The 19,211-nt window shown below is 47.6% G+C and carries 23 protein-coding genes; 13 read left to right on the plus strand and 10 right to left on the minus strand.

Annotation, left to right across the window (positions count from 1 at the left end; all coding sequences use genetic code 11):
* Nucleotide 1: 1 nt before the first annotated feature.
* From HQ29_RS05975 to HQ29_RS06035, 13 genes are all read left to right on the plus strand, one after another.
* Nucleotides 2–379, plus strand: coding sequence for a DUF4133 domain-containing protein (locus HQ29_RS05975; protein ID WP_036845177.1), 378 nt, complete (start codon nucleotides 2–4; stop codon nucleotides 377–379).
* Entirely contained in the window at nucleotides 376–2,862 is a 2,487-nt protein-coding gene (locus HQ29_RS05980) for a TraG family conjugative transposon ATPase (protein ID WP_036868252.1), read from the plus strand. Before HQ29_RS05975 ends, HQ29_RS05980 begins: the two co-directional genes overlap by 4 nt.
* A 33-nt stretch (nucleotides 2,863–2,895) precedes the next feature.
* The gene (locus HQ29_RS05985) at nucleotides 2,896–3,525 is read left to right on the plus strand and encodes a DUF4141 domain-containing protein (protein WP_052089894.1); all 630 of its coding nucleotides are present in this window, start codon (nucleotides 2,896–2,898) and stop codon (nucleotides 3,523–3,525) included.
* Nucleotides 3,526–3,527: 2 nt separating this feature from the next.
* The gene (gene traJ, locus HQ29_RS05990) at nucleotides 3,528–4,619 is read left to right on the plus strand and encodes a conjugative transposon protein TraJ (RefSeq protein WP_036868255.1); all 1,092 of its coding nucleotides are present in this window, start codon (nucleotides 3,528–3,530) and stop codon (nucleotides 4,617–4,619) included.
* A 6-nt stretch (nucleotides 4,620–4,625) separates the two neighbouring features.
* Nucleotides 4,626–5,249: a conjugative transposon protein TraK gene (gene traK / locus HQ29_RS05995; RefSeq protein WP_036868258.1), complete on the plus strand. Its 624-nt coding sequence runs from the start codon at nucleotides 4,626–4,628 to the stop codon at nucleotides 5,247–5,249.
* Nucleotides 5,246–5,578, plus strand: coding sequence for a TraL conjugative transposon family protein (locus tag HQ29_RS06000; RefSeq protein ID WP_036868260.1), 333 nt, complete (start codon nucleotides 5,246–5,248; stop codon nucleotides 5,576–5,578). Before traK ends, HQ29_RS06000 begins: the two co-directional genes overlap by 4 nt.
* Nucleotides 5,529–6,890 carry a conjugative transposon protein TraM gene (gene traM, locus HQ29_RS06005; protein ID WP_082226850.1) on the plus strand — a complete coding sequence of 454 codons (1,362 nt, stop codon included), beginning with the start codon at nucleotides 5,529–5,531 and terminating at the stop codon, nucleotides 6,888–6,890. Before HQ29_RS06000 ends, traM begins: the two co-directional genes overlap by 50 nt.
* A gap of 37 nt (nucleotides 6,891–6,927) precedes the next feature.
* On the plus strand, nucleotides 6,928–7,848 hold the full coding sequence (gene traN / locus HQ29_RS06010) for a conjugative transposon protein TraN (protein WP_036868263.1): 921 nt from the start codon (nucleotides 6,928–6,930) through the stop codon (nucleotides 7,846–7,848).
* A gap of 1 nt (nucleotide 7,849) precedes the next feature.
* Nucleotides 7,850–8,434, plus strand: a complete 585-nt coding sequence (locus tag HQ29_RS06015) for a conjugal transfer protein TraO (protein WP_036868265.1) — start codon at nucleotides 7,850–7,852, stop codon at nucleotides 8,432–8,434.
* Nucleotides 8,434–9,288 (plus strand): toprim domain-containing protein, encoded by an 855-nt coding sequence (locus tag HQ29_RS06020; RefSeq protein WP_036868268.1) that lies wholly within the window; start codon nucleotides 8,434–8,436, stop codon nucleotides 9,286–9,288. The genes HQ29_RS06015 and HQ29_RS06020 overlap by 1 nt, the downstream gene beginning before the upstream one ends.
* Nucleotides 9,289–9,308: 20 nt before the next feature.
* The gene (locus tag HQ29_RS06025; RefSeq protein WP_036868271.1) at nucleotides 9,309–9,770 is read left to right on the plus strand and encodes a DUF3872 domain-containing protein; all 462 of its coding nucleotides are present in this window, start codon (nucleotides 9,309–9,311) and stop codon (nucleotides 9,768–9,770) included.
* Nucleotides 9,754–10,263, plus strand: coding sequence for a glycoside hydrolase family protein (locus HQ29_RS06030; protein WP_036868274.1), 510 nt, complete (start codon nucleotides 9,754–9,756; stop codon nucleotides 10,261–10,263). Before HQ29_RS06025 ends, HQ29_RS06030 begins: the two co-directional genes overlap by 17 nt.
* Nucleotides 10,264–10,596: 333 nt before the next feature.
* On the plus strand, nucleotides 10,597–11,790 hold the full coding sequence (locus tag HQ29_RS06035; RefSeq protein WP_036868277.1) for a hypothetical protein: 1,194 nt from the start codon (nucleotides 10,597–10,599) through the stop codon (nucleotides 11,788–11,790).
* A gap of 233 nt (nucleotides 11,791–12,023) precedes the next feature.
* Here the strand turns inward: HQ29_RS06035 and HQ29_RS06040 are convergent, their stop codons facing one another.
* From HQ29_RS06040 to HQ29_RS06090, 10 genes are all read right to left on the minus strand, one after another.
* The gene (locus HQ29_RS06040) at nucleotides 12,024–12,254 is read right to left on the minus strand and encodes a hypothetical protein (RefSeq protein ID WP_036868280.1); all 231 of its coding nucleotides are present in this window, start codon (nucleotides 12,252–12,254) and stop codon (nucleotides 12,024–12,026) included.
* A gap of 4 nt (nucleotides 12,255–12,258) precedes the next feature.
* Nucleotides 12,259–12,513: a hypothetical protein gene (locus HQ29_RS06045; protein WP_036868283.1), complete on the minus strand. Its 255-nt coding sequence runs from the start codon at nucleotides 12,511–12,513 to the stop codon at nucleotides 12,259–12,261.
* A 26-nt stretch (nucleotides 12,514–12,539) separates the two neighbouring features.
* Nucleotides 12,540–13,814 carry a PcfJ domain-containing protein gene (locus HQ29_RS06050; protein ID WP_036868286.1) on the minus strand — a complete coding sequence of 425 codons (1,275 nt, stop codon included), beginning with the start codon at nucleotides 13,812–13,814 and terminating at the stop codon, nucleotides 12,540–12,542.
* Nucleotides 13,815–13,836: 22 nt separating this feature from the next.
* Entirely contained in the window at nucleotides 13,837–14,256 is a 420-nt protein-coding gene (locus HQ29_RS06055) for a PcfK-like family protein (protein WP_036868291.1), read from the minus strand.
* Between the two features lie 15 nt (nucleotides 14,257–14,271).
* Complete coding sequence (locus tag HQ29_RS06060) at nucleotides 14,272–14,862, minus strand: hypothetical protein (protein WP_036868293.1); 591 nt, start codon at nucleotides 14,860–14,862, stop codon at nucleotides 14,272–14,274.
* Between the two features lie 12 nt (nucleotides 14,863–14,874).
* Nucleotides 14,875–15,156: a hypothetical protein gene (locus HQ29_RS06065; RefSeq protein ID WP_004584360.1), complete on the minus strand. Its 282-nt coding sequence runs from the start codon at nucleotides 15,154–15,156 to the stop codon at nucleotides 14,875–14,877.
* A gap of 11 nt (nucleotides 15,157–15,167) precedes the next feature.
* Complete coding sequence (locus tag HQ29_RS06070) at nucleotides 15,168–15,386, minus strand: hypothetical protein (protein WP_004584361.1); 219 nt, start codon at nucleotides 15,384–15,386, stop codon at nucleotides 15,168–15,170.
* 12 nt (nucleotides 15,387–15,398) lie between these two features.
* Nucleotides 15,399–15,608 carry a hypothetical protein gene (locus tag HQ29_RS06075; RefSeq protein ID WP_036868295.1) on the minus strand — a complete coding sequence of 70 codons (210 nt, stop codon included), beginning with the start codon at nucleotides 15,606–15,608 and terminating at the stop codon, nucleotides 15,399–15,401.
* Nucleotides 15,609–16,522: 914 nt separating this feature from the next.
* Complete coding sequence (gene mobV / locus HQ29_RS06080; RefSeq protein WP_036868297.1) at nucleotides 16,523–17,779, minus strand: MobV family relaxase; 1,257 nt, start codon at nucleotides 17,777–17,779, stop codon at nucleotides 16,523–16,525.
* Between the two features lie 332 nt (nucleotides 17,780–18,111).
* Nucleotides 18,112–19,053 carry a toprim domain-containing protein gene (locus HQ29_RS06090; RefSeq protein WP_200878520.1) on the minus strand — a complete coding sequence of 314 codons (942 nt, stop codon included), beginning with the start codon at nucleotides 19,051–19,053 and terminating at the stop codon, nucleotides 18,112–18,114.
* Nucleotides 19,054–19,211 lie beyond the last annotated feature (158 nt).

A 19,211-nucleotide genomic window follows, 5' to 3' on the forward strand; every position in this document is an offset into this window, starting at 1 on the left:
TATGGAGACCTATCCCATCAACAAGGGAATCGGTCGCTCGGTAGAGTTTCAGGGACTCAAAAGCCAGTATCTGTTCATCTTCGCCGGAGGGCTACTCGCCCTTTTCGTGCTGTTTGTCATCCTCTACATGGCGGGTGTCAATCAATGGATCTGTATCGGCTTCGGAGGGACTGCCGCATCCGTTCTGGTGTGGCAGACCTTCTCCCTGAACAGGAAGTATGGGGAATATGGGCTGATGAAGCGTTCCGCGCTGCACAGCCATCCCCGATATCTTATCAACCGTCGTCGCATTCCTCGTCTGTTCCGACATAAGGAACAGAGAAGAGTAAAGAGAGAACAGGAAGAAAGGAAAAACAAAGAAAAGGAGAAAAGGCAATGAGAAATATACTGAAAGCCACCACGCTGGAGAATCGCTTTCCGCTGCTTGCCGTTGAAGAGGGGTGCATCCTCTCGAAGGACGCCGACATCACGGTCGCTTTTCGGGTCGAACTTCCCGAACTCTATACGGTGACAAGTGCGGAGTATGTCGCCATTCATTCGGCTTGGGTGAAGGCAATCAAGGTGTTGCCGACCTACAGCATCGTACACAAACAGGATTGGTTCGTCAAGGAGGGCTACCGCCCAGAATTGCAAAAGGAGGATATGAGCTTCCTTTCCCGAAGTTTCGAGCGGCACTTCAACGAGCGACCATTCCTTCATCACGACTGTTATCTGTTCCTGACTAAGACAACCAAGAACCGCAGCCGACAGCAGAGCAACTTCTCCACCCTCTGCCGGGGGCATATCATCCCCAAGGAGGTACGGGACAAGGATACCGCCCGCAAGTTCCTCGAAGCGACCGAGCAATTCGAGCGGATTATGAACGAATGCGGTTTTGTTCGTCTTATCCGACTGAACGACGAAGAGATTGTCGGAACGGAGGAAAAACCGGGACTGATAGAGAAGTATTTCTCGCTCTCCCTCTCCGACACGACGGTATTGGAGGACATCGACCTGAGAGCCGACCGTATGCGTATCGGCGACAAACGGCTCTGCCTGCATACGCTCTCCGATACGGAAGACCTGCCCGGACAGGTCGCAACGGATATGCGCTATGAGCGTCTCTCCACCGACCGAAGCGATTGCCGCCTTTCCTTTGCCGCTCCCGTTGGGCTGTTACTCCCGTGCAACCATATCTATAACCAGTATGTGCTGATTGACGACAGTGCGGAGAACCTGCAACGCTTCGAGAAGAGCGCACGGAATATGCACTCGCTCTCCCGTTACAGCCGAAGCAACCAGATCAACAAACAGTGGATTGACGAGTATCTGAACGAGGCGCACAGCTTCGGGCTTACCTCCGTCCGCTGTCATTGCAATGTCTTGGCGTGGAGCGAGGATGAGGAGGAACTCCGCCTTATCCGCAATGATGTGGGTAGTCAGCTGGCACTGATGGAGTGCAAGCCACGACACAACACAGTGGATGTGCCGACGCTCTTCTGGGCGGGCATTCCCGGCAATGAAGCCGACTTCCCTGCCGAAGAGAGTTTCTACACCTTCATCGAACAGGCGGTCTGCTTCTTCAATGAGGAGACCAACTACCGTGATTCACTCTCACCGTTCGGTATCAAGATGGCTGACCGCAGCGGCAAGCCCATCCATCTCGACATCTCCGATCTGCCGATGAAGCAAGGCATCATCACGAACCGCAACAAGTTCATCTTGGGACCGTCGGGTTCGGGCAAGTCGTTCTTCACCAACCACCTACTAAGGCAGTACTGGGAACAGAACACCCATATCGTCTTGGTAGACACGGGAAACAGCTATCAGGGCTTGTGCGAGATGATACGCCACAAAACGCAGGGCGAGGATGGGGTCTATTTCACCTACTCAGACGAGAGTCCCATCAGCTTCAATCCCTTCTACACGACGGACAAGATTTTTGATGTGGAGAAGCGAGAGAGCATCAAGACCCTACTGCTGACCCTATGGAAAAAAGACAACGAGCCTGCCACCCGTTCGGAGGAGGTTGCCCTCTCCAATGCCGTTTCGCTCTTTATCGAGCGGATCAAGACGGATGATGGTATCGTCCCTTCGTTCAACAGCTTTTACGAGTATCTCACCACCGATTACTCGGCTCTGCTTCGTGAGAAAAAGGTCAGGGAAAAGGATTTTGACTTGGCCAATTTTCTCAACGTGCTGGAGCCGTACTACAAGGGTGGCGAATACGACTATCTGCTGAACTCGGACAAGCAACTCGACCTCTTAAATGCACGCTTCATCGTTTTCGAAATCGACGCGATAAAGGATCATCCCATCCTCTTTCCCATCACGACTATCATCATTATGGAGTTGTTCATCAATAAGATGCGACGACTGAAAGGGGTTCGGAAAGTCATCCTCATCGAGGAGGCTTGGAAAGCGATAGCCTCCGCAAACATGGCGGGATACATACGCTACCTCTACAAAACCGTGCGTAAGTTCTTTGGCGAGGCGGTCGTGGTGACACAGGAAGTGGACGACATCATCTCATCGCCCGTGGTCAAGGAGTCCATCATCAATAATAGTGATTGCAAGATACTGCTTGACCAGCGCAAGTACATGAACAAGTTCGACCAGATTCAGGCACTCTTGGGACTGACGGACAAGGAACGGGGGCAAATCCTCTCCATCAACCAGAGCAACGATGCCACGAGGTCATACAAGGAGGTATGGATCGGACTGGGTGGTGTACAATCCGCTGTCTATGCCACCGAAGTATCAAAAGCCGAATACCTCACCTACACAACGGAGGAGACAGAGAAGATGCGCGTACTGGCCCGTGCCGAGCAACTCGGCGGCAACATGGAGCTTGCCATCAGGCAGCTCACTGAAGAAGAATAGTCAAGAATAATCATCACTAAAATCCAACGTAAAATGAGAAAGAGAATTTTAATGCTTATCACGTGCGGTTGCCTCCTGGCCGGCAGCGCACACGCCCAGTGGGTAGTCACAGACCCCACCAACCTTGCACAGAGCATCATCAACACGACCAAGGAAATCATACAAACCTCCAAAACGGTCAAGAACACGCTCAACAACTTCAAAGAGGTGGAGAAACTCTACAATGAGAGCAAGAAGTACTACGACGCTCTGAAAAAAGTGAATGACCTCGTGCGGGATGCCCAACGAGTCAAAGAGACCATCCTGATGGTCGGGGAAATCTCCGACATCTATGTGAACAACTACAAGAAGATGCTCTCCGACCCGAACTTCCGACCGGAGGAGCTGGTTGCCATCGCCAACGGCTACACCAAACTGCTCGGAGAGAGCAACAACCTGCTCAAGGAGCTGAAGCAGGTGGTGAACATCACCACGCTGAAAATGACCGACAAGGAGCGTATGGACGTGGTGGATCGCTGCTACAAGGAGGTGCGGGACTACCGCAACCTCGTGCGTTACTACACGAACAAGAACATCTCCGTAAGCTACCTCAGAGCCAAGAAGCAGCAGGATACCGACCGGGTGCTTTCGCTCTATGGAACGGACAACGAAAGGTATTGGTAGGTATGGGAGCGGAATTTGATAACCTGCACCAAGTCCTCCGTACCCTTTACACGGAGATGATGCCGATGTGCGGCGACATGATAGGCGTCGCCAAAGGCATTGCGGGCTTGGGCGCGCTCTTCTATGTGGCACTCAGAGTATGGCAAACGCTTGCCCGTGCCGAACCCATCGACGTCTATCCGTTGCTCCGTCCGTTTGCGCTCGGTCTCTGTATCCTCTTCTTTCCGATGGTGCTGGAGACCATCAACGGGGTGCTCAGTCCCATTGTACAGGGTACACACAAGATGCTCGAAAAGCAGACCTTCAGCATGGACGAATACCGCAAGTTACGGGACAAGCTGGAGTACGAGGCGATGGTAAAAAATCCCGAAACAGCCTATTTGGTCAGTAACGAGGAGTTCGACAAGAAACTGGATGAACTCGGTATCGCTCCCTCGGACATGGCGACGATGGCAGGGATGTATGTGGAGCGAGGTATGTATAACCTGAAGAAATCTATTCGCAATATGGTGCGGGAACTTTTAGAACTGCTTTTCGCCGCTGCCGCCCTGCTTATCGACACGCTCCGGACATTCTTCCTGATTGTCCTCTCCATCTTGGGTCCGATAGCCTTTGCCATCTCCGTGTGGGACGGTTTTCAGAGTACCCTCACGCAGTGGTTCACAAGGTACATCTCCATCTATTTGTGGTTGCCTGTGGCGGACTTGTTCAGCTCGATGCTGGCGAAGATTCAGGAGCTGATGCTCAAGCATGACATCACACAGCTACAAAATGACCCTACCTATACGATAGATGCCTCGAATGGGGTCTACCTTGTATTTATGATTATCGGCATCATCGGCTACTTCACCATTCCTACGGTTGCGGGCTGGGTGATACAGGCAGGTGGAGCAGGTAATTTCGGAAAGAACGTGAACTATGCGGCAGGAAAGGGTGCTGGTATCGCAGGAGCCGTGGGTGGAGCCGCAGGAGGCTTTGCCGTGGGACACGGACGAAGCATGATGAACCATGCGGGCAGCAAAGCCAAAGAGATTGCCGGAAAATTATTTCATCGAGGAGGAAACCAATCATCAGAATCATCTGAACAAAACTAAAAAGTCATGGAATTTAAGTCATTAAAGAATATCGAAACAAGTTTCAGGCAGATACGCCTTTTTACTTTGGTTGTCGTCTGTCTGTGTGCCGCCCTTGCGGGCTATTCGGTATGGAGAGCCTACTCCTTTGCCGAAGCCCAAAGGCAGAAAATCTATGTGCTGGATGGCGGTAAGTCGCTGATGCTCGCCTTGTCGCAGGATCTGTCGCAGAACAGACCCGCCGAGGCAAAAGAGCACGTGCGCCGCTTCCACGAGTTGTTCTTCACCCTTTCGCCCGATAAGAGTGCCATCGAGGGGAATATCTCCCGTGCGCTGCTCTTGGCGGACAAAAGTGCCTACAATTACTATCGGGATTTCTCCGAGAAAGGGTACTACAACCGTATCGTGGCAGGAAACATCAATCAGGTCGTGCAGGTGGACAGCGTACTCTGTGACTTTGACCACTATCCCTATTCGGTACGGACGTACGCCCGGCAGATGATTATCCGTGCCACCAACGTGACTGAGCGCAGCCTCGTGACCGTCTGCCGCCTGCTCAATACGAGTCGCAGCGACGACAATCCGAACGGGTTCAACATCGAGGGATTCGAGATAGTGGAGAACAAGGACATCAGTACCCGTAAGCGATGAAAAATAGAAGTCTGTTCCGAATGATGCAGGAGAGAGCGGAGGCAAGACTCCGCCGCCTGTGCGGACGCATCCCCATTCATCTGAGGCTGTATGTTGTCCTGACAATGCTTCTCTTTTTCGCTTTTCTTACCAACTACGTTTTCTTCAACGGTTTGTATCGCATCTTCTCCGATGGAGACACTAAGGAGGAAGCATTACCCTCAATCAAGCATATCGAAGCCCCTGAAGTAAGGCGGCTCTATCCGAATGACAGTATCAACCTATTAAAGTATTATGATTATGTTCCCATTCAAAAGAAAGACAGCCTCCGATACGAGTACCTCGCCTGAACTGACGGAGGAAGAGAGACAAAGGCGAAAGAAGTTTGTCATTTACCCCCTGATGTTCCTGCTTTTTGCAGGCTCTATGTGGCTCATCTTCGCTCCATCGGAGAAAGAAGAGGAGAAACAGGCGAAGGGATTCAACACGGAAGTGCCCGACCCGACAGCAGCCGAACTGATCGGTGATAAGAAGAAAGCCTACGAAAAGGAGATGATGGAGGAGAAAGAGCAGGAGCGCAGCCGTGCGATGCAAAGCCTCAGTTCCATGTTCGGGGAAATGACAGGAGGACAACCGGCGCAGAGTTCCGAAGAGTTGGCATTAAAAACGGATTTGTCGGAAAGAGATAACGGCTTTGGCTCTCGCACTGCTGCTCCGCAAGAGGGATTCCACGCCTCTGCATCAGCCTACCAAGACATCAACCGCACGCTCGGCAGTTTCTATGAAGCACCGAGGAAAGACCCTGAAAAGGAAGAATTGCGTGCCCGATTGGCAGAGTTGGAAAACCGTATGAGCAGCGAACAGCAGTCGCCCGCCATAACCGTGAACGACCAGATGGCACTACTTGAAAAGTCCTATCAGTTGGCGGCAAAATATATGCCGTCGGGTGGTGGACAGTCCTCTTCCAATATGGCATTGGCATCGGATGGGGAGACGGCTTCCGAAAGGAAAGCGGTCGTAACTACCCGAAACGGGAAGGCGGTAGCCTTTCCCGTTTCCCCCGTGAGCGAACAAGTGGTGTCGGCTCTGGCACAGCCGATGAGCGACTCGACTTTCCGCTCCGAATATGTCAAGGAGAGAAATTTCCTATTTCAAACTGCTATCGGGACAGCCTCACAGACGGAGAGAAACACCATATCAGCCTGTGTGCATAACAACCAGACGGTTACGGACGGGCAAATCGTACGTTTCCGTCTCTTGGAGCCGATGTTGGTATCGGGCTGGGAGATTCCACGCAACGCCCTTGTCGTGGGAACGACAAAGCTACAGGGCGAACGGCTCGCCGTTGTCATTTCTTCACTGGAATATCGTGGGAATATCATCCCCGTAGAGCTGACAGTGTACGACACGGACGGACAGGCGGGGATATTCATTCCCGGATCAATGGAACGCAGTGCAGCCAAGGAGATTGCCGCCGGGATGGGCACGTCCGTGGGCAGCAGCGTGAATATCTCCACCGATGCGGGAGCACAACTTGCCGCCGACTTGGGCAAGGGGCTGATACAGGGAACGAGCCAATATTTCGCCAAGAAGATGCGCACCGTCAAGGTGCATCTCAAAGCAGGATACAAGGTATTGCTCTACCAACCTGAAAACAAGTAATTCACAGTTATTATTCACCACTTTAATCCAAAGTAAAATGAAAAGAACAGTTTTAGCCATCGCCCTGATGCTGGGCGCAGTCTGTGCCAACGCACAGGAAACAACTTCAACGGGAGACCTCTATCAGGGGCTGACTCGCAAGATTGCCTTTGAGCGGATGATACCGCCCCACGGCTTGGAAATCACCTACGACAAGACGGTGCACATTATCTTCCCCTCTGCCGTGCGCTATGTGGATTTGGGTTCGCCCAACCTCATTGCAGGGAAGGCGGACGGAGCGGAGAACGTTATCCGTGTGAAGGCGACGGTCAAGGACTTCCACGAGGAGACGAATATGAGTGTCATCACGGAGGACGGGGCATTCTACACCTTCAATGTTAAGTATGCCAACGAGCCGCTACTACTCAATGTGGAAATGGCGGACTTCATCCATGACGGTGCGAGCGTAAACCGCCCGAACAACGCCATGGAGGTCTATCTCAAGGAACTCGGAAGCGAAAGCCCAATGCTGGTACGGCTCATTATGAAATCCATTCACAAGGAGGACAGGCGGACGGTGAAGCACATCGGCAGCAAGTCCTTCAGTATTCAGTATTTGCTCAAAGGGTTATACTCGCACAACGGACTGCTGTACTTCCATACGGAACTGCGCAACAAGTCCAACGTGCCGTTCGACATCGACTTCATCACGTTTAAGATTGTGGACAAGAAAGTTGCCAAGCAGACGGCTATGCAGGAGCAGGTTCTGCTTCCGCTGCGTGCCTATAACTATGTTACCTGTGTGGCTGGACAAAAGAGCGATCGCACGGTGTTCACGCTTCAGAAGTTCACCATCCCCGACGATAAGCAGCTTATTGTGGAGATGCACGAGAAGAACGGCGGAAGACACCAGTCCTTTGTCGTGGAGAACGAAGACCTTGTGCGTGCGAGGGAAATCAACGAACTCAAAGTGAAGTGATATGAAAAAGCTCGCATTTTTCCTGTTTGTCGTGTTGCTTGCCCTCTTTGCAGGGCAGGCGCACGCCCAACGCTGTCTGCCCAAGATGAAGGGTATACGCCTGACCACAGGCATGGCGGACGGTTTTTATTCTCCCTCTTCCAAGAATGAGACGGGCTATTCGTTCGGGGCTTCGCTTGCCACCTACACGAAAGGAGGACATCAATGGGTGTTCGGGGCGGAGTATCTTCGAAGATACCATCCCTATCGCGAAAGCCGTATTCCTATGGAGCAGTTCACGGGCGAGGGAGGCTTCTTCTTTGGTGTGCTTTCGGACGGTAGCAAGACCTTCTTCCTCTCCGCAGGTGTTTCCGCCTTGGCAGGCTATGAGACGATCAATGGCGGAGAGAAACGGCTCTTTGACGGTTCGACGCTCCATAACAAAGATGGCTTTATCTATGGTGGGGCAATCACCCTACAGGCGGAGACCTATCTGACGGACAGACTGGTATTGCTGTTCTATGGCAGGGAGCGTTGCCTGTGGGGCGGCTCTATGGAGCGTTTCCATGCCCAGTACGGTGTCGGATTGAAGATCATGCTGGACTGATGGACGTGCGACAGATGAGGGAGATTCCCATTGCAGACTTCCTCAGCGCAATGGGGATTCATCCGACCAGACAGAAAGGAAACGCCTTGTGGTATTCCGCCCCTTACCGCACGGAACGGACACCCTCCTTCAAAGTCGATACCGTCAAGAATGTCTGGTTCGATTTTGGGACGGGCAAAGGCGGTGATATTTTCGACTTGGCGGGAGAGTTTATCGGAAGCGGTGATTTTCTTCTGCGGGCGGCTTTCATCGCCAAGAGCGGAACGTGTCCGCTGCCTGCTTTGAAACAACCGCAAAGAAGCGAAAAGAAAGAACCCGTCTTTGAGGATATTTGGGTGCGACCGTTGCAGGATGCCAAACTGCTGGGCTACTTAAAAGAACGGGGCATCAATGCCCACGTTGCCATACCCAACTGCGAGGAGGTTCGATACCGTGTGCGTGGCAAACGGTACTATGCCATCGGCTTTCGCAACGATGCCGGAGGATTGGAACTTCGCAACCGCTTCTTCAAGGGCTGCATACCACCGAAGGATATTTCACTGAGGCATGACGGTTCGGACGTATGTGCCGTATTCGAGGGCTTTATGGATTATCTCTCGGCTATGCAAATGGGAATCATTGCTTCGGACTGGCTTGTGCTTAATTCCGTCTCCAACGTGGAGAAGGCTGTAAGAGCCTTGCACGGCTATCGAAGGATAGAATGCTATCTCGACAATGACGAGGCGGGACGAAGGACTTTTCAGAGATTGCACGAGTGTTTTGGAGAGAAAGTCATCGACCGTTCCTCCCTGTATGCCGACCACAAGGATTTGAATGAGTTTCTGCTTTCCAAGAATGCAGGGAACAATGTATAACAACAAAACGATAACAAACAATGAAGAAGAAAATTATAAACACAATATGGGTAATGGGAGTGCTTGCCCTCGCCGGGTTTTGTTTATCTGCTTGTGATCATGAGTTGGATATTCAGCAGGCGTACCCGTTCACGGTAGAGACGATGCCGGTGCAGAAGCACATTGCCAAAGGGCAGACGGCAGAGATACGCTGCACGCTCAAACGGCAGGGACGGTTTGAGGATGCACGCTATACTATCCGTTATTTTCAGCCCGATGGAAAGGGACAGTTGAAGATGGATGATGGTACGGTCTTCAAGCCCAATGACCGTTATCCGCTCAACAAGGAGGAGTTCAGGCTCTACTACACATCCGCTTCCACCGACCAACAGACGATAGACGTGTATGTGGAGGATAATTTCGGACAGACGGCAAAACTCTCGTTTGAGTTCAACAGCCAAAAGGACGAGGAAAAGGAGAATCCGAATGAGAGCAAGAAGTAAACTTGTCGTCTTGTGTCTTGTCTGCCTTTTCTGCTTACGGCTTTCTACTCAAAACAGAAGAAATGTACTTCTTTCGTTGCCACCCTTTGAGCGTGCTGTTGTCTGTATCAAGCATTTTGAGGGTCTGCACGGCAGGAAGGATTACCCATACGTTGGATACGGGCATCAGCTCTTACCGGGAGAACACTTTACGGCAGCGATGACGGAACGGCAGGCAGACTCCTTGCTTCGGGCTGACCTAATGAAGCGTCTAATGATGTTCAAGGACTACGGTAAGGATGCTTTGCTGCTTGCTGTCTTGTCCTACAACGTTGGAACGGGTAGGTTGCTGGGATACGGTAAGCATCCCAAGAGCTGTTTGCTACGGAAGATAGAGCTGGGCGACAGGAATTTCTACCGTGAATTTGTCTATCTCTTCCGATACAAGGGCAAAGTCCTGCGAGGATTGGTCAAACGGCGAAATGTGGAGTTTGCCCTGTTTTATGTACCCTGACTTCACAAAGCATCCCTATAAAAAAGTTTGAAGTGTACCCCGAAAGTTAGACATAAAACTTTTGGGGTACACTTCTGTTGTTATCGGCTTACAGGGGGCAGTTTTCACTATCTTATGAGCTAGCGAAAAGAAGTAATAGAGTAATCCCTCCAAAGTGACGTAAATTTCTCTATAACTTACGTCACTTCTTGAAGTTTGTTTTCGACTGTTTTATGATAAATTGAATACATTTGTACTTTTGCTATAGGAAGTCTCTTCTATAGGTATAGGCGAAATACTCTAATCTGGAAAGGAAAATAAACCTTGAAATATAGTTTGTAATAAGATAAATGAATGGGAAAAGAGATAGTAATATATTATCCATATTTTGAATTAGAGAAAGATAGGTTAATTCAAAAAACAAACCATGAATTTAACCTGAAAGTGTTATCTCTAATCTGTGATAGTATACTCTTACCTCCCTCGCATCTATTGGACTTGTCGTTATCTTCATTAGATTTTCTTAAAGTCCGATTTAAGCCTTTTTTTGATAATCAAATATTCACAACAAGTGTTGGCAGTAATCAGACCAATTTAAACGAATTTTATTTCGAGAAAAAACTTCAAGCAATTGATTGGGACGAAATAAAGGAAAGGAAATCTCTCGAAATTATTGAATTGTTTAACAATACAGATTGTTTTAGAAAAAGAGACATAACTCGACAGAGTTTTGTATTCTATGAGCATTTGAAAGATTTGATACTAACAGAAAGTGAATACATAGAGAATGTATTCACAAAGAGAAAAATAAATATACTTGAAACAGAGATTGATAAAATACTTAATAAAAAAGGGGTTTTTATATCGAAAATGGATTTTGATAACCTCATAGATAGGTTAAAAGGAAGTCGTCGACTACTTTCAATTCAACATAAAATTCTAAAAGATTTTTCTAATTCAGCATATTACTACGCAGGTGGATTAGGGAATAATTCTGTTATTGGACATTCATCATACTTTCAGAAAATCCAGATTAATTTATTAAAATCAAACACGGAATACAACCCTACAATACTCTATAATCCCAGTTTCTTTTGTGATGTATTGAAAAAATTAAGGGTCATTGAATCTGAAGAAGACATTTTGAAATTATCACCATTGGATATCAACGAATTACGACAATCTGATGCTTTTGAGAAATTCATACTACAGTATAATAAATTCAGCCAAATTTGTCAGCAAACGATTGACAACAAAAGCTTAAGAGATGCCATCACAAAGAGTATTGATTTGAAAATAAAGACCTATAAATGGGCCTTTTCTTTTAGTTCATTTATCTCTACATTTGGTTTACTTGTTTCTCAAGATGCATTTATATTATCAATGTATCTTTTGGGACTTTTAGAAAGTTATATTTCCAATTTTAATTTTTCGAAGAAATTCTATGCGAAAACAATAGATAAAGTAAGAAGTAGTTTGGTTGAACGAATAGACCCATTTGCAGGGTTTTGCTTGAATATAGAGCGTATAATAAAAGAGATTAAATGAAATGCATAATAATATGCTGTTTTACTGCATGTAGAATAATTCTTTAAGGCAATACAGTGTTACACTTATACTTAGAATAGTTGAAGGAAAAAGAAGTGGCTTTTTGTTACTTTTGAGCCGTTCTAACTCACTGTCAAAAGTAACGAAGTTTTTTCATTGGGTTTCTTTGCTACTTTCTTTGTCCGCCCGAAGCTCACGAAAGAAAGTAGCGGTCGGCAAATCTGCCGACCGCTTTACTCTGTCCGTTTTTCTTGAACGGTTATCCGTTCCGTCCTTACTTCGGGGTGAGAGGAAAAAGCCCAATTCACCTCCTCATCGGATAGGGTGCTGTGAATGTTCCCACCCATTACTAATCCGCAATTCTGAATGACCTTCTGTCGTGCGTCCTCTCTGCTTTCGGCAACTACCTCAAACACTCCCTCGAAGATATATTGCGTCCGTACTCTGTAAACTTTCTTCTTCATATTCTCAAAACTCAACCTTTAATAATCTGTGTTCCATCGGCTCACCATTCGATAACCTGCGGTGGGTAAGCCAAAAATGATGTGTGCCGTAACCATAGGCAAAGAACTTGTCAAGTTCTGTTTCTTCGGCTATTCGTTTGACGGCTGCCCTCAGTTCCTCTTCATTGGCAGATAGGGTAATGGCATTGATTATCCTTACAAGGATATGGGGTATCTCGTCTGCCCAGTCGCATACGATGCTTTCTATTTCTGCTTTCATATCTGTAATGTTTTGGTGATTGTTGCTTATGCTGTCGCTCTCATTCTCTGCCTTATCAATTTGCGATTGGCATTGACAAGGCTCACGATTTGGTCGTGATATTCCGTGTTCTTGTTGCACACGCCACGACTTTGCACCACTTTGAGCGTGTCCAAATTGACCTCAATCGTTTCTATCCGTCTGCCCTCAATGGTTGCCGAAAGGATAAGCGAGTTTTCTTTGAGATAGTACTCGTTGGAGAATACGCAATGGTGCATTGCCGTGCCTTCCTCCAAATATTCCTGCACACTCTCCAATACGTGGACTTGGATTGTGCCGTCCGTGAAACGGATACCGAAGAACTTGGATTTGAGTTCTTGGAAACGCTCTTCGTCCTCCATAGCCTTTTTGCGTTTCTTCTCTATTTCCTCCTTTTCTCTCTGTTTGCGAAGTTCGTTTTGTCTGCGGTCGTGTTCCCAATATAGGTCGGTGGGGCAAACATACTTGGGGCTGTGTATGTCCTTGCCCAATCTGCGGAGCATATCCACATAGTCGCACCATATCGAAATGTCCTCTATGTCATAGCCGTTGCGGACTGCTATTTTATAGGATTGCCAACAGGCGTCAAAAGTCCTTGAATTATTAAGAAAGTATTTCAGATGCTCGGCTCTGCCTGCTTTCAGCAAGGTTTCCGCCCGTCTGTCGGACAATATAGAGGGGATAAGGATAGTCGGGGCTATGCCGTGAAAATCATCCTTAAATCCATTCCTGCGGAGTGTGTCCGTAACCTTGAACTTGGGATATATCTGTGAGTACGATATATGGCGGTAGGCTTCGTTATCGTTGCGTACTGCCATTGGCGAGCAGAAAGAAAAGGTGTCAATGTATCTGCCTAATGTTCGTTGAACGGCAATAATCGTCTTTCTCCCTTGTGCGTTCCACCAATACTGACCAATTTCAATAGCATAGGGAGTTGCCCTGCAACCCTTTTCCATTTCCACGACAAGGAGGTACATACGCAATACTTGGTATTCTCCACAAGTGGTTAGAATGGTGAAATACTGCTTTTGTTGCAACTTTCGTTGGAATGTTTCCCGAACTTGCAACCTTGCCCTACATTGAGGGCAGGTGCAAGTGTCCGTTGGCTTTTCCATTGTCCAACTATGCCCACAATCCATACACGTTGTGCGACCTTTGGGCAGTCGGTAGGCAAAATGGTCTATACATTCACGGAATGCCCATTTGCTTTGTGTCTTGGTTATCGAGCGAAGATGCTTACTCTCGGCAAGGACTGCCTGCTCATATTTGTTTCTCGGTTTCATTTTCCTTTCGTTATTTAAGGGGTTAAAACTCGAATAGAGAGGGTTGTGATACTATTTCCGTTGTCTCCGCTTTCTTTGGTCTTGTGTTACGGCTCTTTATTTTGGAGAATTCCTCACGCTGAAATTGCTCTACGGCTCTCTGTCTGGCTTCCGCCTTCTCCTCCTCCGTGAGTTCGATGGTATGGTTCACCACTACTTTGCAGGAATTGGGTTTGCTGACCTCTATGTCGTCCTCGTCATAGTAATGCACTGCCATAGAGTAGATTTCATCGTCTGAAAATCCCGAACAACCGCTTTTCTGCACCTCGTTGAGGATATAGGTTACACACTCGTCTATGTTCTTGTTTTCCTTACGGAAACTCTCCGCAAAGAGTTCATCGTATGATGCTCTATTCTCCAAGTAACATTGGATTACGCTTTTGAAATGCTCTGTACCTTTCACTGTTTTTGTTCTTTATTAGTTAAACATAGTTCCGTCTGATAGGAACTCATAATCGTTTGCTTCGCAACTCTCGGCAAAGGCTCTCTCGCTGAATTGATATTCCATATCGTCCCTGCAAGCCTTGAAAAATCCATCCAAACACTTGTCCATAAGTTTGTATAGGGTGGTATCATCGGGGGCTTTCAGAAAATCGTATATGGGTTTCAAGATTTCATAGTCTATGCAGTAGCCCGTCAGCACACAATCGTCCGAAACAAATACACGGCTCTTGCGTTTCTTCTTGTAGTTTCTGCTCCAATAAATCTTGGGTGGATACAAGTCTTCCCAATAGTTATTGACAAGGTATTTCAGAAGTCTTATCCCTTTCAGATTGTCTTCCTCCTCGCTGTAATGGGAAGTGAAACGATAGGTATAGGTACAACTGTCGTATGACCATCTGTTCACCTTGATATTGAATATCTGTTCAAAGGCTTGCAATGTCTTTCGGTTTTCTTCGTCCCAACCATAGTTAAAATGTTCCGCCCAATGGCTGTGTGCCTTTGCTTGTGCCTCTCTTGTCAGTTCATGGAGGTTATATACCTCGTATGTTCTTGTTTCCGTTCTCATATTCGTTTGGTGTTATAGGGTTGTATTATTGATGATGTCTTCTCCATTGTCCGCAAAGACCTCGATAGTAGGTTTCCCTCCATTTTCCTTTACGGATAGGCTTTCGGAGGTTTCATATAAGGTCTCGTCGTCCATAATGATGACTTTCTCGTTGTCTTCAAAACAAAGTACATCCTCTCCCTGCCACGACTTGACAATAGCAACGGCTTCCTCGTAATTCTCTGCTGTTACTTCAAAGTGGGTGCGCTCCCAACAAGTAACCTTTCTATCTTGATAAAATCTGAATGCTTCCATTGCTCCCACTATTAGATTGTTGCTAAAATGATTTCTTGGATATGAATAGGTTCAACTTCTGAGAAGAGATAGAGGATAAATTCCTTTCTGTCCTTCCGATTGAGTTCTTTGTATAGTTCCCTAAAGGCGGATATATTCCCATTGAGGTAAACCGATACCATATACTCGAAAATGTTGTCCACTTCGTAGTATCTGCATTGCTGTGCGATTGTCTTGCTTCTTCTTTTCATATATCTGTCTGTCTAAGAAATGAGTATCCAAAGTATTGCCCCAATGATGAGGGCATAAGCCAAGATGTACACTGCGATTGCCAAAGTGATGGTAAGGAGTAGCCGAATGAGGAATTTCCCTGCACATAACCCTGCCAGCCAAAGCCAGACGCTTCCGCCCCAAAGGAGAGAGCCTGCGAGTGTAAGAGCCACCCAAATTGATATTTTGTATCTCGGTTTCATCTTGTCTGATTTTTTTGATTTTATGCGGATTCCAGAGGTGAGGGAGGTAGAGTTTCCATTTTTCTTTTTCTCTGTCCTCGTGTTTCCGACATTTTTTTTATGCGTTTTTCCGTCGGGTCGGTCGTTTTCGTTTCAGGGGCTTAAAAAGGTAGGGCTTAGGACAAACAAGGTTTTACGGCGAGAATACTACCTGCAATGAAATGGAAGTGTGGAGATTGTCGCCTAAACGGCTTGCCGCCCCGACCTTTTTTGTACGTGAAAGCCCGGAACTACCTTTGCCGCTGACAACGAACAACCGATCCCGATGCGAATACATAGAATGGAACGTGGAGAGGAACACCGCAGAGGATAGAGCGAAAAAATGAAAGGCAGCCTTCACAAGAAAGACTGCCACAACAATGAGCAATGAGACGAAAAAATAGAATCAGCTGTCTGGATAGAGAGCCGTCAGAAAAGAAAAACGGAGAAAGTTTCGTCTTTCTCCGTAGATAGTATTACCTTTGAGGTAGGTTATTTGAGTTACACAAAGCATTGTATATTATTGCAGAAGATAGGTCGCTAAATCATTACCTACTGCATTTCATAACTCATTCGACTGTTGATAGCCAATTACTTAGGGGTAAATAATAGATTTTCGGAAAAAGTACCTAATCTTTTCGGAAAAAGTACCTAATCTTTTCAGAAAAAGTACCCACGTGATTTTTCGTTAGCGAGCTATCTTGTTGAAGAATAGAGTGTTACCATTTAGGGATAGATGGATAGGTAACGATTTAGAAATGAGCGGAGTGCATTGAGGCACATTGTTTTGAATAGCCAAAGAACGCTCACTTTTACTACTTGCAAAGGTACATATTTGCGAGGGAAAGTGAGCGTCTTTCCTTGTTTTTCTTCTTGTCAGTGAAAGAAAAAAGCAATTACAGCCGTTGCGAGCGGTTGCGATTGATGAGTTGTTTCCATTTCTGCTCGCACCAATCAGTTATGGGAAGTCCGTTGATGGTGAGGAGCGGTCGTTTCTTCTCATCCTTGATGATACAGATTTCGCTGTCCTCTTCCGTAAACTCTCTCTTGTATAATCCCGAATAGGCTTTAGCCGTACCTCGCTGGGGGGCTTCCGTTCGATACATCTCCGCTATCCTATCATCAGAGAAGTTCATCTTTCTGAGCATCAGACGGATATTCAAAAGCTGGTAGAAGCCACTGAAGAAACGTTTTATCCAATTCCGCTCTTCCTCATAAACCTGCACGGTCTCTTTCAATTCGGCAATGGCTCTGTCCCTTCCCTTGACCGTGTCCTGCAAGAGTACCACCTCCTTTCGGATTTCATTCTTCTCCTTTTCCGAAAGATACTGTTGCCGTTTGGCTTCCTGCTCCAAGTCTGCAATACGCTTCTCTGCCTTGTCGAGTTCGGGGTTCCCAAAGAGGGAGTACAGCGTGCCTTTCATTCGGAGCTTGCCTGCCTGCTTCTCCAGCTCCTTTATCTTGGCTGTGAGTTCCGCCTTTTGAGCTTCCTTCTCTTTCGTGGATTTGAGAATTTCCTTGTAATACTCCATCGTGGTGCGGTGCTTGGCTTCCGAGCCGTGTACGCCCCGTTCCAATCCGAAACGCTGCACTCGCTTGGCATAGTCCGTTTGATACTGCTCCAGCTTCTTGGGCGTAAGCACATCATCGGCACAAAGCCGTACCTTGTTTTTCTTCGTCTTGTACTTCCGCTTCCCATTCTCGGCTTCCTCTTTGGCTTTCCTTCTTTCGCCCGTGACAATCGGAACGACCGTGGCGTGAATATGGGGAGTTTCCTCATCTGCGTGCAGCGTGGCAGCGACCACGTTGTCTGCTCCGAAAGTGGAGCGAAGCCAATCCATCGATTCATCACACCACTCGTACAGGCGTCCTTCCTGCTCTATGCGAGCCATATCCTCCGGTGAACTCGACAGAATAAAGCGCAGGGCTTTGACTTGGTTCTTTGCTACCTTTCGGTAGATACCGGCTGTGGCGATGCGATGCTCTATCGCTTCGCTACGGTTGGTCACATTTGCAGGGAATTGCACCAATTCCCTGTTCAGGTGTGTGCGAGAAGGATCGACGTTACTCGGGGTATATGTCCGTGCTATATGAGCGGTATTTCCCGAGTCGTTGCTTCTCGCCTTGTCTATATGTAATACGACGTAGCCCATTGTTTGAAAATTGTTTTAAGGGGTATCCAAAGGGGCGGACTCCCTTGGCTCAGGGGGGTATTTTTAGCGATAACGAAGTGCAGCGTGAAGAAAATGCCCTAATGAGCTATGGCATTTCTTGAAATGTCCGCTCTGCCCTTTCCGAAGTTTGCCCTTGAGGAGCTTGCATTCTCTGAATGCTCAGAGGGCTTTGTTTCTAAGTTTAGCTCTGCAAACTTGCTGTTCTGAGGAACTGCCGTAGCTATCGAAACAAAGCAATCTGTCTGCTTTTGTTCTCTTTTAGTCCCTAAGGATGCCCAGTTGATATTTGGTTTTGATTGCACTCTTTTGCCTTATCTGCGAAATCCACGCTTAACGACCAATTGAGGTTTCTTCTGTTTCTGTTCCATAGCTTGTTGGCGAGAAATGTGGTACTCGTTGAGGTCTTTGTATCGGGCATAGTGTCGGCTCATATCTTCTACCTTGATGCCTGCTGAGCGAAGAGATTGGAGGGCTTTTCGTCCTGCTTCATCGTTATCGAAGAAAGCCCGAACGGAGTCGATGCCGTTCTCGTGGAGATAGGCGATGGCTCGGGAAAGATTGCTGACGGAGTTCAACACAAGGCAGGGGGAGGTTTCTTTCCCTTTCATCGTGAGAAGGGAAAGGAAGTCCATAAAGCCCTCGAAGATGCAGAGAGGAGCGTTGTGCGCTTCTCCTACAATCACGGAAATATCCTTCGGTGCGATTGTTCCCTTGAATGTCTTGTCATCCCGAAGCTCATACCCTCCTGCACGGTTGGGAAAGCCGATGGCAGAGTACTCTCGTCCTCCTACCTTATAGCGAACGTGGCGGAGATAAGGACTTGCCACGGCAAGGTCTATCTTGCGCACCTCTCGGAGATAGTTTTGCAGATGTAGGGGCAACTCTTCACTGATGGAGAGAATGCGCCTTGTACTTGTGGTATTGGGCGTAGTAATGGTTGTTTCACGATGAAAGGAAGAAGAGGCGAGGGTTATCGCTTTCCCTTCGGCAAGATGCGCCATTGCTTCGTAGGCACTGCATCCTTGCATCTTCATCACAAGGTCGATGATGCTTCCGCCTTGGCTCGTGCCGTAGTCGTGCCACAGATTTTTCCGAAAGTCCACTTTCAGGCTGGCGTTGTGGTCTTCTCTGTAGGGTGCGTGATAAAGGGCATAGCCGTTATAAAGCTTGGCAGGCTCGATGCCACAGGCGTGCAGGTAGTCGCCTATCGGTATCGCCTTGATGTATTGTAGGTCGTAATATTCGTTGTTCATTGCTGTTATCGTTGGATTGGAATTGTTCGTATTCATAGTTCGCTCTGTTTTCTCTTTTTGGAATTTTCCTCTTTTTATCTTACTACTCTTCTACATTCAGATAAGAGATTGACAGTGAAAGAGAAAAGTGTAACACTTCATTCTGTTTTATCCTTCTA

The organism is Porphyromonas canoris, from assembly GCF_000765975.1.
Taxonomy (GTDB): Bacteria; Bacteroidota; Bacteroidia; order Bacteroidales; family Porphyromonadaceae; genus Porphyromonas_A; species Porphyromonas_A canoris.